Here is a 13,563-nt window from a genome sequence, read left to right on the forward strand (position 1 = left end):
TGTAGGGGCGGGAGGCCTCCCGCCCCTACACAGGAGAGGGGGATAGGGGGTGAGGGGATTGCCCTTTGTAGGGGCCCTGTTTAAGGGCGATCACCCAGAATTGCCCTGCAGGTTATTATACCCTTTACGGTTTTATATTCCCGAGGGTTGATGGTAGGTCAACCGTCCCGGTTGACACTGACAGAAATTTGGGAATTAGGGATTAGGGATTGGGAATTAAGGAACCTAATCCCTAATTCCCAGTACGGGCGACCGGCCAGTCGCCCCTACCTAAACGGTTCCTGCCGGTGCAAGGGGAACTGCAAAGGCTTTGACCTCTTGGGCTACGGGCTCGTATAAGTCCTTGAACTCCACCCCGCAGTTCTGATCAATAGCAAACTTAGCCGCGTTGACCATATCCCGATGTTGGGCCGGGTAATTTTCTTCACACCCGTCGGTGGAAAGAAGGACGGGTTTTCCGGGTTCTTTTAGCTTAATGGTTACATAGTTTTTCCAGATGGTCTTAAAATCCCGGGATACCCAGCCCCCGGTGTGATCATAGATAATATCGGTATTTTTATAGGACCAGACATCGAAATATCCGGGCTTATCCACTTCGAGGGAGGCAGAGACCAATACTTCAGGATTTACCGATTTAATCACATCGGCAACCCAGTTATGCCAGGTGGCACCTCCTCCCATATTGTACTCATTACAGACTTCAAAGATAATATTTTTATACTCTCGTAACGAATCTACCATGTAGCGAACATAGTTTTCTTGAAGGGCCCGAACTGTTGGATTGGGATTATAAAACTCAGGGCGACCATCCTTAGGATTGGTGATCGGGCCGCCATTAGCGGCATTAAAGGGATGTCTTCGCCAGGTCATGCCGGAGGGTGTGTCCCAAAGGGCTACGTTGTCGAACAAATCTAAAACCACGATAATTCCCCTCTCTCCAAAGGATCGGACCAGATTTTTCAGGTTCTCCATATAGATCGGATCGAAACGGTTCAAGTCAAACTTCCCCGTTTGACCTACTCTACTCCAGGGGAAAAGAGACGAGGTCCAGGTATCGATACAGAAAACTCGGGTAAGACACGCGTTATACCCCCGGATAATGTCGGCAAACTCGGCAGGGGTCTTCCCCTTGTAAGGGCCGTCCCAGGGATAAAAACTCATATCTGTCCACATATAGGTAGAATACCCCGTAATCACCAGCTTTTGGGGCGGATCTATCTCATTATAAAGATCGTAGCCCCTAGCCCTAAGGTTATAAACATAATCCCCCATAAAGGGGGATACCGGAGAGGGTAAAAGTTTGGCCAATTCCTCGTCCGATAGGAAACTCCCCTCTGGGAGTATCCATCCCTCCCCCAACCTGGGAGAGGAGAGGGGGGTAAGGGCAGGATCCACAATACAGATAAACTTAATGGCCATATAGGTATAACCCATATAATAAAGCCGGAATTCTAATTTGGAATCAGGGGATGTGGGTCTAAAAGGTAAAGCGAACCGAACAGGTTTACCGGCTTCGGGGAAATCTTTTCGGGTCAGGATCATTTTGGCGATCACCCGGGTGGAATCCTGAACCACATCCAGAGTGCCCACATAAGCGTCGTCAAAGGTGTTATTATCTACGACGACACTGAATACGGCTATCCAGTCCTGAACCGGAAAACCCTTTTCGTACTGTCCAAAAACCAGGAATCCCGGCTGGGTTGTGGCCCGAACCGCCCTATACCGAAGCCTTGTCGGGTTTCCCCAGTTGGGAAAAGTTGGGGAATCTATAAAAATTCCAGGATGGGCAGAAGGGTGTCTTAAGGCATCGTAAATTTTAAAAAACCCGGTAGGAAGACTTACCGGAGGAGAAACCTCTTTTTTTCTACCCACCTTCTCTTTTACAACCCGTTTAGAAGGTCTGGAGGGTTTTACTTCGGGACCATGCATTGACTTCACAGGCCTTAAAGGTCGAACCATCTTGGCAGATGTTTCCCTTTCTTTAGGAGTTTTTATGGATTTACTTGATGCCACCGTTTTTTTCTTATTCGACTTACGTTCCATGGAGAAGTCCTCCTATACTTAGGTTGCAGTTTTGGATGTTATATCATCTCACATCGAAGTAAAAATAACAGATTACTTCGTCCCCTTCGCTTCACTTTAGGCTTCGGCTCACCTCACGTCCCCACCATGACGGACCCTGTACCCTAAATCTGGCGAGTTGTGGATTAATTTAAATCAGGCTGGCAACTCTAACAGAAACTTCAAAAAAATTCAAGCAAAAAATAGACTGACTTTAGAAAACTTTTTTAATTTAAGGAGGGGGGATACCCCGGTTCTGGAGATTATGAGGGAGATAGGGGAAGGTTGATATAATCGTCTGGAGACCCACGGAAGGAAGTCGATCCCCTTAGAGGCTTTTACAGATAACCGATATGGCTTCAGCAAGGATAGGGAACTGGGACACTTCCAGGGTTCTAGGATCCAGGAGAAGTTCATCATTCTGAATCCGTGCCAGGATAGGAGGATTATAGGCCCGTAATCGCTCTTCCAGGCATTGAACGGAGAATTTAAAAGGTTTAACGGCAACGACCTTGGTGGGAAGTTTCTGTAGTGGAAGGGCACCGCCACCTACCTGAGAGAAGTCATCCAGAATTCTGGCAGAAAAAGACTCTCCAGAGGGTTGCCCGGGTGTATCTGGGTTGGTTGGAAAGTGTTGGGTTTCTAACAGAAGATTCAACAGGTTTTTAGCCCTCGCTTCCAGCTCAGGCAGCTTCATGGTTAACATACGAAGGGTGGGGATTTCCTGAATAGCTTTTTCTGGATCCAGGTATTCCAGGAGAACCGCTTCCAGGCCGGCCAGGGTCATTTTATCTACCCGAATAGCCCGGGTCCATGGGTTTTTCTTAAGTTTCTCAATATAGGTCGCCTTACCCACAATCAATCCGGCCTGGGGACCGCCCAGGAGCTTATCTCCACTAAAGGTAACAATATCCACCCCGGCCCGGATACAATCCTGGACGGTAGGTTCTTTTTCTAAACCATAGCGGCTCAGATCGATCAGGCTTCCGCTTCCCAGGTCTTCCATGACGGGAACATGATATTCCCGTCCCAGTTGAACCAGCTCTTCCAGGGAAACCTCGGACGTAAAACCTAGGATCCGGTAGTTACTGGTATGAACTTTAAGGAGAAACGCCGTGTTAGGGGTAATGGCTTCCCGATAATCCCGGAGATGGGTCTTGTTGGTAGTTCCCACCTCTTTGAGGATAGCCCCGCTTTTTACCATAATATCCGGGATTCGGAAAGAGCCTCCGATCTCGATGAGCTGGCCTCGAGAGACGATTACCTCTTTTCCCTGGGCAAAGGTGTTTAAAACCAGTAAGACCGCTGCCGCATTATTATTAACCACAAGTCCGGATTCAGCCCCGGTTAGCCTTCTCAGGAGCCCTTCGATGTGGGTGTATCGTTCTCCCCGCTCCCCGGTACTGAGATCCAGTTCCAGATTAGAATACTGTCGGGCAATCTCGGTGATTCTTTGACAAACGCGTTCACTTAAAGGAGCCCGTCCCAGGTTGGTATGGAGAATAACTCCGGTGGCATTGATAAGATATTTTAAATGAGGTTCCATCTGGCTTTTTACCACAACTTCCAGTTCTGCGATGAGCTGAGACTTATCGATTTGAGGCAATCGCGTAGGATCTAAACTCTCCAGGATTTGGGAGCGACGCGCATTAAGAACTTTTCGAATCCCTTCGACGACAATTTCCCTGGGAAATTGTTCTAAAAGTTCCTTCACCAAAGGTTCTGCCAGCATCGCATCTACAGAGGGGATTTGGGTAAGATAGGCCCGCTTATCCATGAATTTGTTGTTTTATCTCCTGAGAATAAAAGGAAGAAGCCTCTGAGACAGTGGGCCATCGAGATGCGGATAATGTAGGGGTTATCGGCCGATAGCCCCTACTATCGGGATGTGGGGATTTCTCGTATCCCTGGTCCCTGGGTCCCACTGTCCCAGAACCGTCTTATCCAGGACAATTAACCAACAATTAATTTAGGAATTGAGGAATTCCCAATTCCTAATTCCCAATTCCAAAAATAATTCCGGCGTAACCTACAAAATCTTCTATCTCTCCTTCGGATCTTACTTCATAACTGGTAATATGTTCCAGAAGGACTCCTTTTTGTGCCCCCAGGGTCCTAGCCGTTGCAACCGCTGCGGCAATAGCTCCGGCCCCACAAGCATTATGATGGGATCTGGCTTCTGGAATGACGTTTTCTGCCTTCATTTCCAGGGCCAATTGAATTATCCGGCGATCGTTCTCTTTACTCCAGGCCAGAGTTTCAGGTCCAACACCGGCCGGGGTAAAGCGATAGCCGGGACCATAATGGGTTAAATCGGTACTTCCCAAAACTACAACGGGTTGGTTCCCTGTGGAAAGAAGGGTACCTATACGCTCTCCCAGGATGACCGCCTGGTTATCCGGTGGAACCATAATGGGAAGAATTTTAGCGCCGGGGAACAAATACTGGATAAAAGGGACTTGTACTTCTATAGAATGTTCCCTGGCATGAACTTCCGGATCAGCCGCTACCGGTATATCCTCGGCGAGTATTTTCTCGGCCAATTCGCCGGCTACTTCTATTTTGCCCAAAGGAGTCTCCCAATAACCTTCCGGATATAGAGAAGGAACCTCGGCGCCCCAGACATGAACGGCCCCATAAATCAGAAACACAGGGGCTTCGGTGGCTTTTCCCATTTTTTCTTTGATATTATAAAACACTTTACCGGCTGTAGGTCCCGAATATACCCATCCTGCATGAGGGACAATGCCTGCGATAATACGAGGAGGTTCCTCGGGAGCAGGAACCTGGTTCAAGCAGGTTTCCAGCAATTGAATGCAGGCAGAGCGGGAGGCCGGATAAAAACTTCCAGCCCGGAAAGCTTTCCTGGTCCTCATAAAAGGTTAAAAATCATAAGCCATGAGGGATGCTGTCTTGGACCTGGAGACGCGGGGGGATTCTTTGTGCCCCCAGTCTCCTTGTCCCCGCGTCTCCGCGTCTCGACGTCTCAAATAGGTTCACCCCCCATGACCCATGATTCACTTAATCGAGTTCCTCAATAATTCCGGCAGCAAGAAGAGGGAGCATGATTTCGTGATGACCAAAGAGGGCATACCCTTTTCCGCTACCTGAAACAGGACGGTTTATCACATTCTGGGTGGGTCGGTAGTGTTTAATAAAGTCCATATTAACCGTCACAAAGTTCTCAACGGGGTAACCCAGGTTTCGAACCAGAGTCAGGGCTTTTAAGAATACTTCGGGAAGAAGAACTGCGGAGCCGATATTGAAATAGACGCCCCCTTCCAGGTTCGAAATCACCGAGGCAAAAATTTTAAAATCCCGGAGACTCCCTTCCCCCAATGCCGATCCCTTTGCCCTGGGGTGCATATGAATGATATCCGTACCGACGGCGATATGAACGGTGGCCGGTAACTTCAATCGATAGGCGGCTGCCAGAAGGCTGTAATCCAGATAAGCCGGACTTAAATTTATCAGCTCTCGACCTACGGCAGCTCCTATACCCAGGTGATCTTGAACTCCCTTTTCAATAGCCTCATTGAGAAATTCTCCCGTCTCTCGAGCCATTCCAAATTCTCCGGTGGAGAGGCCTTCTTCAACCTCCTCAGAGGTTTTCCCAGCCAGAGCCAATTCAAAATCATGGATGATGCCGGCCCCGTTCAGAGCAATCGCCGAGACGACCCCCCTTTCCATGAGGTCTAGGATGACAGGTGAAAGGCCACACTTAATCACATGGGCCCCCATGGCAAATACAACCGGCCTGTGGGCTTTAACTGCAGTTACAACGGCCTTTATAATCTGTCGGAGATCTGTTCCGGCCAAAATATGCGGCAGGGAAGAGATAAAATCCTGAAAACTCCCCTTTTTTTGCCAGCGGTGGGCAAAATCGCCAACCTTTACCTTACTTTTTCGATCCAGCAAGGGATAGGTTTTAATTTTTTCCAGATTAATAGGCTCGTAAGACAAGGTAATTACGTAATGTGGGGTACGTGACGCGTAGAAGACCTATAGACCACAGGACGCCGTACGCATGACCCCTTATGCCTTGAACAACTCATGCTCGATAATCTCACAAATTACATGAATCAAAGTCAAATGAACTTCCTGAATCCTGGGAGTTTCCGGGGAGGGAACAATAATGGCATAATCGACCAGAGATGCCAATTTCCCCCCATCTCTACCCGTAAAAGCCACCGTCTTTAACTTCTTTCTTCGGGCTGCTTCCACACCACGAAGGACATTCAGAGAATTACCACTGGTACTGATGGCGAGGGCAATGTCCCCTTCTTGCCCCAGGGCTTCAATCTGTCTGGCAAAAATTTGAGAGTAATCGCTATCATTCCCAATGGCCGTGAGCACCGACGTATCCGTAGCTAAAGAAAGTGCTGGTAGAGCCGGGCGATCAAATTTAAACCGATTTACCAGCTCCCCGGCCATATGCTGCGCATCGGCGGCGCTACCCCCGTTACCAAAGGCAAGTAATTTCTTTCCAGACTGTAAAGCCTGAACCAGCTCGTTGGCAACCGAAATAACCAGGTTTAAATGGGTCTCAATAAATCGGATTTTCAATTCCGCACTTTCTTTAAAACTCTGGAGGATAAGGTCTCGCATGTTAAAGTGCCTAAAGGGTTTTAAGTGCACGCAAGTGTCTAAAATTGAAAAAACTTCAAACACTTAAAAGCTGAATCATCTTTTGGAGCTTGGCCTCGATAACAGGCCATTGATAATCTTTCTGAATATAACGGATTCCGTTTTCCCCCAATTTACGACGCAGTTCGGGATTACCTAACAACAAGCCCAGGCAGGCCTGAAACTCCTCATAATTGCCATAGTAGAGTCCGGCATTGCTTTTGATGCAGTGACCTTTGAGGACAGAACAACCTTCATTGGCCAAAACCGGGGTTCCAACCCCCCAGGCTTCCAAGGAGGCGATGGATAAACTTTCCATCAGGGAAGGGGCTACCAGCACCGTCGCTGCCTTCATGGCATTAAATTTATCTTCATCGGAAACATACCCTAAGACTTGAATATCCGGATGATGGGGAATTTGCATGGCCAACTTGCCTATAAGGATCAGTTTAAGGGGGGATGGATGGCAGGTTTTGTATTTCAGAAAGTAGTGGATGAGTTGACCGCATCCTTTCCCTTCGTCAATCCGACCGGCATACAAGATGAAATCCTCGGAAATTTGAAATCGGGATCGAAAAGCTTCAGGATCTGGCTTCTCAGGGAGTTGAACTCCTACCCCCAGTACTTCATGGGGAATTCTGCCATTGTTAAACAGTCCTGTGACAAACTCTTTTTCCTCTTGGGTAAGATAAAAAATGCCCCTGGGGAGGTGGAAAAGGGCTTTAAAAATATCGAAATAGATAGGGGGTTCGTCGTGGGCCGTGGGAACGAAAAGACTTTTCTCCGGAACTAACTGCATCCCGAAATACGTCGTTGGATAGAGGTAGGTATAAAAGAGAAAACGCTGGTAGTGGGACCGGTTTTCCTTGATATAGTTGAGTAATCCTGAAGAATAAGGACCTTGCTGGATCATCCAGTGTATTTCATCCAGATAAGTATGGGAATTGCCGTAGAGCTTTTGGGAGAGCTTATCAAATTTTCGAGGAGATCGCATTTGATCAGTTTTAAACCTTCTAACTGGAATTCCATTGACCAGGGTAAGCCCGGCCGGGTATTCGTTTTTCCAGGTTACATAATCCCTTGCACAGGTCGTGAGGACTTCCGTTTCAAAATTGGTGGCCAGACGCTCCACAATCCATCGACAGTGAAGTTCGGCACCTCCGGTAATATCTAAGCCGTATCTTTGAATAACAACCGCTATTTTCATACGCTGGATTCATCCCCATTTCCTATGGTAATTACCTAACCCCTGCGTGAGGGGGGTACAGAGAGATACAGGATCATTTTTCGTCATTCTGCGATAGCATAGCCGTATCCCCCTGTGCTAAATTTATAAGGGCTTGCCAGATTTCTTTTTTTCCCTCTCCGGTTAAGGCCGAGAAGCTGATTAGGGATTCCCCCGGCCGGATCGGTAGAAGCTTTTCGATTTCTCTCAAACGGGAAATCCTCTGATTTTTAGATAACTTATCGGCTTTTGTAGCCACTATCAGGGTTTTTATCCTATGATAATCCAGCCATTCTTTCATGGTTTGATCGTCTGGGGTTGGAGCGTGGCGAATATCTAAGATAAGAACGATCCCCTTGAGGTTTTCTCTTTTTAAGAGATAAGTTTCTATCATGGATTGCCAGCCGGCTATCACTTCTTTCGGTGCCTTGGCATAACCATAACCCGGCAGATCTACAAAACATAACAGGTTATTGACGTTGAAAAAATTGATGAGCCGGGTTTTACCGGGGGTACTGCTGGTCTTAGCAAGGCCTTTTTTTTCGACCAGGCTGTTTATCAAAGAGGATTTCCCTACATTGGATCTTCCCACAAAGGCAATTTCAGGTAGAGAGTGACGAGGATATTGGGAGGGGTTGGTAGCACTGACAATAAATGTGGCGGATTTGACCTTCATACAGGCAGCGGGTAGTGGACAGTGAGCAGTTCCTCCTTCCTCTCCCTTACTGCCCATGGCTCACTGACCACGAATCTTTTATCCCGTCTTCTCATACAGCAACAAAGGTTTTTCCTTTTTAAAAATGACGTCTTCACTGATCACACACTCTTTAATTGTCTGTTGAGAGGGAAGTTCGTACATTAGATCAAGCATAATATCTTCCATGATGGCTCGTAATCCCCGTGCACCTGTTTCTCGTTTTAGAGCTTCTCTGGCAATAGCGGCCAGGGCGCCCTCGGTAAATTTGAGTTTGACCTTTTCAAACTCAAACAGTTTTTGGTATTGTTTAACCAGGGAGTTTTTAGGTTCTTTCAAAACCCGGATTAAAGCTTCCTCATCCAGATCTTCCAAGGTGGCCACGATGGGCAATCTTCCGACAAATTCCGGAATAAGGCCGTACTTGAGTAAATCGATGGGTTGAATATGTTTGAGGATATCTCCCATGGTTCGTTCATTTTTCTTTTGGATTTCTGCTGTAAAACCTATGGAAGATTTACCGATTCGGCGTTCGATAATTTTCTCTATGCCATGAAAAGCTCCCCCACAAATAAATAGAATATTGGTGGTATCCACCTGAATATACTCCTGATGAGGATGTTTTCGTCCTCCCTGGGGGGGTACGTTGGCGATGGTCCCCTCTAGAATTTTTAAAAGGGCCTGTTGAACTCCTTCTCCGGAGACATCCCGGGTTATGGAGGGACTATCGGATTTTCTGGATATTTTATCCACTTCATCCAGGTAAACGATCCCTCTTTCTGTTCGCTCTATGTCATAATCGGCAGCCTGGAGAAGCTTTACAATGATATTCTCTACATCTTCTCCCACATAGCCGGCTTCCGTGAGGGTGGTACAGTCGGCTATGGCAAAGGGAACATCTAGAATCCGGGCCAGAGTTTGGGCAAGCAACGTTTTTCCGGTACCTGTGGGACCCACTAAAAGTATATTACTCTTTTGGAGCTCTACATCCCCTACATCCAGATCAGCCTCAATCCGCTTATAGTGGTTATAGACAGCCACAGAGAGAATTCTTTTGGCGTGTTCTTGTCCGATGACATAATCATCGAGAACTTTCTTGATATCTTTAGGTTTAGGAAGAGACTGGAAAGCCTCGCTGATTTCCTCGTTGGTTTCCTCTGCAATGATTTCATTACAAAGCTCCACGCACTCATTACAGATATACACCGATGGACCTGCTATCAATTTTCGGACAGCTTCTTGAGGCTTCCCGCAAAAGGAACAAGCAAGATTTTTACCCCCACTTCGTGAAATAGGCATGGGCCAAAGTGATCAAAGTGTCTAAAGCGAGCTAAAGTTTCCCTTCATTGTTAGTGGCTGACAACTCACTTTAGGCACTTCTAATGTTTTCGTTCTATCATTTCATCGATCAAGCCATATTCCTTGGCTTGTTGTGGTGTCATAAAGAAATCCCGATCGGTATCCGCCTGAATTCGCTCCATTTTTTGGCCGGTATGTTTAACCAGGATGCGATTCAACTCGTCCTTCATCCGAAGAATCTCTCGGGCTTGAATATCAATATCCGAAGCCTGTCCTTGAAATCCGCCCATGGGTTGATGAATCATAATCCGGGCATGGGGTAGGGCAAAGCGTTTTCCTTTGGTTCCTGCAGCCAAAAGCAGCGCCCCCATACTGGCAGCCTGACCCACGCAGATGGTTGAAACATCAGGTTTAATATACTGCATGGCATCGTAAATAGCCAATCCGGAGGTAACCACTCCTCCAGGGCTGTTGATATATAAGTAAATATCCTTCTCGGGGTCATCTGCCTCCAGAAATAGCATCTGGGCAATGATTAAATTGGCAACCATATCATCGATGGGCGTTCCAATGAAAATGATGCGATCCTTTAAGAGTCGAGAATAAATATCGTAAGCCCGTTCTCCCCGCCCGGTCTGCTCAATAACCATGGGAATTACGGTCATAGAAGGCTTCTGCTGTAGGGGCCACCTGTAAGATGTTGTTGATCTGTCAAGAAACAATTCACTCATGGCTGGTTCTCCTCCGTTATATTGGCATGGGCCATTAAGAAATCTAAAGCTTTCATTTTTAAAAGTTCTGAGCGCAGATCTTCTAAGGTTCCTTTTTCTTTTAAAGATTTCTTGAGGTTAGCCGGATGTTGGTTATGACGTGCGGCCATCTTTTTGATCTCTTCATCTAATTCTTCCTCAGAAACTGTTATATTTTCTTGTTTAGTAATCTCCTCTAGGATAATGGAACCTCGTACCCGTCGCATAGCCTCTTCCTCAGAGACCCTGGATATCATCTGTTCATAAGCTACCAGAGAGGGAGGTACCGGAAAGGGGTGCTGGTCGATAAGGGTATCTAAAATCTTCTGTTTAATTTGCACTTCCATCTCCTTTTGAAGCCGCTCTTCAATACCTTTTCGAACCTTCGCTTTAAGCTCCTCCAACGAATCCAGCTCTAAATCCTTGGCAAACTCATCGTCTAAAGGAAGCAGATATCCCTCCTTAACATCCTTAATTTTTATAATAAAATGAACACTTTTTCCAGCAAGTTCTGGATTGGGATGATCCTGGGGATAGAGTAGATTAAACTCCAGCTCCTCTCCCTTCTTTTTTCCCAGAAATTGCTCCTCAAAGCCCGGAACCATGGTTTCTGAACCTACTATCAGAGAATAATCTCGAACACTGCCGTTTTTAACCGGCTTATTATCTATAAAGCCATCATAATCAATGATGATCATATCATCTTTTTTGATGGTATAACCTTCCGGAGCTTCTCGAAATTGAATATGTTCCCTTTGAAGCACTTCCAACCCTTTTTGAACCTCTTCCTCGGTAATCGGTTTCATAACCGGTCTGGTAATTTTAATTCCCTTGTAGTTCTCCACCTTGACTTCCGGTTTGACCTCAACGGTAACTTCATATTTAAAGGGCTTGTTTTCTGCCAGGCTCAGCTTGTCTTGATCCACCTCCGGTTTAATCACAGGAGAAAGGTTATTTTCCTTCAAAGCTTCTTCATAGGAAGACTGAAGTAATTTCGCCTTAACCTCTTCTTCAATCTGTTTTCTAAACCGCATTTTCAGCAAATCTTGCGGTACACGCCCTTTTCGGAACCCGGGGATCCTTACGTCTTTTCTCAATTCATTGAGAATAGCCTGATATTGCTTGTTCACATCTTCTTCTGGAACTTCAATGAGCAATTTTTTCTTACAAGGGTCTAGGGTTTCAACGGCTACTTTCACCACGGATTGTTTGTCCAGTGTCTGTAGTCTATAGTCTGTAGTAGAATTAACAACCCCTTCTTCAGATAGTTTATGGCCTGATCCAACCCTACTATAAACTATAGACCACAGACGATAAACTCATAGGGATGCGAGAGGTGGGATTTGAACCCACACGGTTTTACCCACAGGATCCTAAGTCCTGCGTGTCTGCCAGTTCCACCACTCTCGCAAAAATAAATCTTCTCTGAACGCGCCTGGCAGGGCTCGAACCTGCGGCCTACGGATTCGAAGTCCGGCGCTCTATCCAACTGAGCTACAGGCGCATAACATTTTCCCAATGCAGGAATAAATCTGGATTTTGGCTTGCTGGCATAAACACCGTATAATAAAATAATCTCCGAAGGAAGAATAAGTCAAATATTTTTCTCATGGTTTCGCCTTCCGCTCCCCCTCTTCTCAAACATCATAGACCCCCCAGGTACCGTTACAAGAAATTCATTACAGATCTGGATTAAATGGTTAAGTTTTTAACACAATTTTCCCCCATCGTCAATGAAAAAATCCTTGACAAATCTTCCCGTTGACCAGAATTTATTCCTTAGTAATATAGAACCATGGTGGTCGTGGTGTAAAGGTTAACACTCCAGGTTGTGGCCCTGGCGAGTGCGGGTTCGAGTCCCGCCGATCACCTTTCCAGGAAAAGTCATCTCCAGATGTGGAGATGGCTTTTTGGTTTTTAAGATAGCCCTCCAGGTTTCAGGAAACGATAAACTTTGGATGGGATTTATAGGTTATTTTTTATTGTCAGAGGGAGGCTCACGATTCCAAAAATTTCCCCGGTTTTGGCATCCATTAACTTGACGTTAAAGCTTACCCGAGGTACCTTCTTATCTATTTTCTGAAAGTAAAGGAAGCCGGATAGTTGATGATTGTTCTCAAGTACGCCTTCCCGAAGGGCTTTCTCATACATATCCGTCGTAGGCAGAGGCGTCCACCATATCCCATAATAACGGGCATAGTACCAGGGATCCGCCGTAAAGTTACCTTCCCAGGGAGGGGGGTAGGATTCTCCATACGGGATCGCATCGGGATTCAGTGGGTTAATGGAAGGACCTATCACGACATTACCCTTAATTTCCTGCGGAGAGAGGGCCTGAACATAAAGACCTGATGAATTGGCCAGTATGAAATTGTTATAACGGATAAGGAGGGATTTACCACTCTGGTTTTCAAGGGTCGTTTGAAGGGGTGTTAAATATTCTGCCAGGTTGGGGGGCTCCCCCGACCAGGTATTTCCTCTAACCGTTATACGAACTCCGGCAACCTCGGCAATAGAACCCCCTTCTTCCTCTATGACTTTATTTGTCTTTGAACCGGGTTCCAGGCCTTTATCATAAGCACAACTTGCTCCAAAGGAAAGTAAGCTGAATATCAGGGCGAAGAGATAGAAATTTCTCCCATTCCTCCAAACAGATAACCTTGCAATTATTTTACTTCCCGAACCGTTTCTCATAAGTGTTCCTGGCCGAAGGGTGTAACGCCTGGATCGGTGGTTAGTAAAAAGAAAAGTTTTTAAACTAAGGGAAGCAACGGTTAGGTATTTTTAAAAAGATTATACCCCTGACTCCTTATCCCTCTCCTAGCCGGTGGAGACTCCTAAGCCGGATGAAGGGTAAGGGTCTTTAATATAATTTAGCATGTATTTTGCTATTTGGGTAGATTATTAAT

11 protein-coding genes and 3 tRNA genes are annotated in these 13,563 nt (G+C 46.3%); 1 reads left to right on the top strand and 13 read right to left on the bottom strand.

Annotated features, from left to right (window positions below):
* Positions 1-270: 270 nt before the first annotated feature.
* The 12 genes from VNM22_15605 to VNM22_15660 all read right to left on the bottom strand — a co-directional run bounded on the left by VNM22_15605 (position 271) and on the right by VNM22_15660 (position 12,158).
* Positions 271-2,043 carry a cellulase family glycosylhydrolase gene (locus VNM22_15605; protein ID HWP48587.1) on the bottom strand — a complete coding sequence of 591 codons (1,773 nt, stop codon included), beginning with the start codon at positions 2,041-2,043 and terminating at the stop codon, positions 271-273.
* A 346-nt stretch (positions 2,044-2,389) separates the two neighbouring features.
* Positions 2,390-3,838 (bottom strand): L-seryl-tRNA(Sec) selenium transferase, encoded by a 1,449-nt coding sequence (selA, locus tag VNM22_15610; protein HWP48588.1) that lies wholly within the window; start codon positions 3,836-3,838, stop codon positions 2,390-2,392.
* 217 nt (positions 3,839-4,055) lie between these two features.
* Positions 4,056-4,937 (bottom strand): AmmeMemoRadiSam system protein B, encoded by an 882-nt coding sequence (gene amrB, locus VNM22_15615; protein ID HWP48589.1) that lies wholly within the window; start codon positions 4,935-4,937, stop codon positions 4,056-4,058.
* Positions 4,938-5,082: 145 nt separating this feature from the next.
* Positions 5,083-6,024, bottom strand: coding sequence for a hypothetical protein (locus tag VNM22_15620; GenBank protein ID HWP48590.1), 942 nt, complete (start codon positions 6,022-6,024; stop codon positions 5,083-5,085).
* Positions 6,025-6,096: 72 nt separating this feature from the next.
* Entirely contained in the window at positions 6,097-6,669 is a 573-nt protein-coding gene (locus tag VNM22_15625; GenBank protein HWP48591.1) for a D-sedoheptulose 7-phosphate isomerase, read from the bottom strand.
* A gap of 55 nt (positions 6,670-6,724) precedes the next feature.
* Entirely contained in the window at positions 6,725-7,894 is a 1,170-nt protein-coding gene (locus VNM22_15630; GenBank protein HWP48592.1) for a glycosyltransferase family 4 protein, read from the bottom strand.
* Positions 7,895-7,967: 73 nt separating this feature from the next.
* A complete protein-coding gene (gene yihA, locus VNM22_15635; GenBank protein ID HWP48593.1) occupies positions 7,968-8,645 on the bottom strand; it encodes a ribosome biogenesis GTP-binding protein YihA/YsxC in 678 nt (225 codons plus the stop codon).
* A 21-nt stretch (positions 8,646-8,666) separates the two neighbouring features.
* The gene (clpX, locus tag VNM22_15640) at positions 8,667-9,905 is read right to left on the bottom strand and encodes an ATP-dependent Clp protease ATP-binding subunit ClpX (protein ID HWP48594.1); all 1,239 of its coding nucleotides are present in this window, start codon (positions 9,903-9,905) and stop codon (positions 8,667-8,669) included.
* Positions 9,906-9,985: 80 nt separating this feature from the next.
* Positions 9,986-10,570 carry an ATP-dependent Clp endopeptidase proteolytic subunit ClpP gene (gene clpP, locus VNM22_15645; protein HWP48595.1) on the bottom strand — a complete coding sequence of 195 codons (585 nt, stop codon included), beginning with the start codon at positions 10,568-10,570 and terminating at the stop codon, positions 9,986-9,988.
* A gap of 62 nt (positions 10,571-10,632) precedes the next feature.
* Positions 10,633-11,856 (bottom strand): trigger factor, encoded by a 1,224-nt coding sequence (tig, locus tag VNM22_15650; GenBank protein ID HWP48596.1) that lies wholly within the window; start codon positions 11,854-11,856, stop codon positions 10,633-10,635.
* A gap of 126 nt (positions 11,857-11,982) precedes the next feature.
* Positions 11,983-12,064, bottom strand: a tRNA-Leu gene (locus tag VNM22_15655).
* Between the two features lie 20 nt (positions 12,065-12,084).
* Positions 12,085-12,158, bottom strand: a tRNA-Arg gene (locus tag VNM22_15660).
* 294 nt (positions 12,159-12,452) lie between these two features.
* Between VNM22_15660 and VNM22_15665 the strand changes: the two genes are divergently transcribed.
* Positions 12,453-12,525: transfer RNA gene (locus tag VNM22_15665), tRNA-His, on the top strand.
* A 94-nt stretch (positions 12,526-12,619) separates the two neighbouring features.
* Here the strand turns inward: VNM22_15665 and VNM22_15670 are convergent.
* Complete coding sequence (locus VNM22_15670) at positions 12,620-13,348, bottom strand: hypothetical protein (GenBank protein ID HWP48597.1); 729 nt, start codon at positions 13,346-13,348, stop codon at positions 12,620-12,622.
* Between the last annotated feature and the right edge of the window lie 215 nt (positions 13,349-13,563).

It is taken from the genome of Candidatus Limnocylindrales bacterium, from assembly GCA_035559535.1.
Lineage (GTDB): Bacteria > Moduliflexota > Moduliflexia > Moduliflexales > JAUQPW01 > JAUQPW01.

Bases quoted from the DNA above. Each gene is read 5' to 3' on its own strand.
- VNM22_15605 (HWP48587.1), bottom strand. From the start codon at position 2,043: ATGGAACGTAAGTCGAATAAGAAAAAAACGGTGGCATCAAGTAAATCC.
- selA (HWP48588.1), bottom strand. From the start codon at position 3,838: ATGGATAAGCGGGCCTATCTTACCCAAATCCCCTCTGTAGATGCGATG.
- amrB (HWP48589.1), bottom strand. From the start codon at position 4,937: ATGAGGACCAGGAAAGCTTTCCGGGCTGGAAGTTTTTATCCGGCCTCC.
- VNM22_15625 (HWP48591.1), bottom strand. From the start codon at position 6,669: ATGCGAGACCTTATCCTCCAGAGTTTTAAAGAAAGTGCGGAATTGAAA.
- VNM22_15630 (HWP48592.1), bottom strand. From the start codon at position 7,894: ATGAAAATAGCGGTTGTTATTCAAAGATACGGCTTAGATATTACCGGA.
- yihA (HWP48593.1), bottom strand. From the start codon at position 8,645: ATGGGCAGTAAGGGAGAGGAAGGAGGAACTGCTCACTGTCCACTACCC.
- clpX (HWP48594.1), bottom strand. From the start codon at position 9,905: ATGCCTATTTCACGAAGTGGGGGTAAAAATCTTGCTTGTTCCTTTTGC.
- clpP (HWP48595.1), bottom strand. From the start codon at position 10,570: ATGACCGTAATTCCCATGGTTATTGAGCAGACCGGGCGGGGAGAACGG.
- VNM22_15670 (HWP48597.1), bottom strand. From the start codon at position 13,348: ATGAGAAACGGTTCGGGAAGTAAAATAATTGCAAGGTTATCTGTTTGG.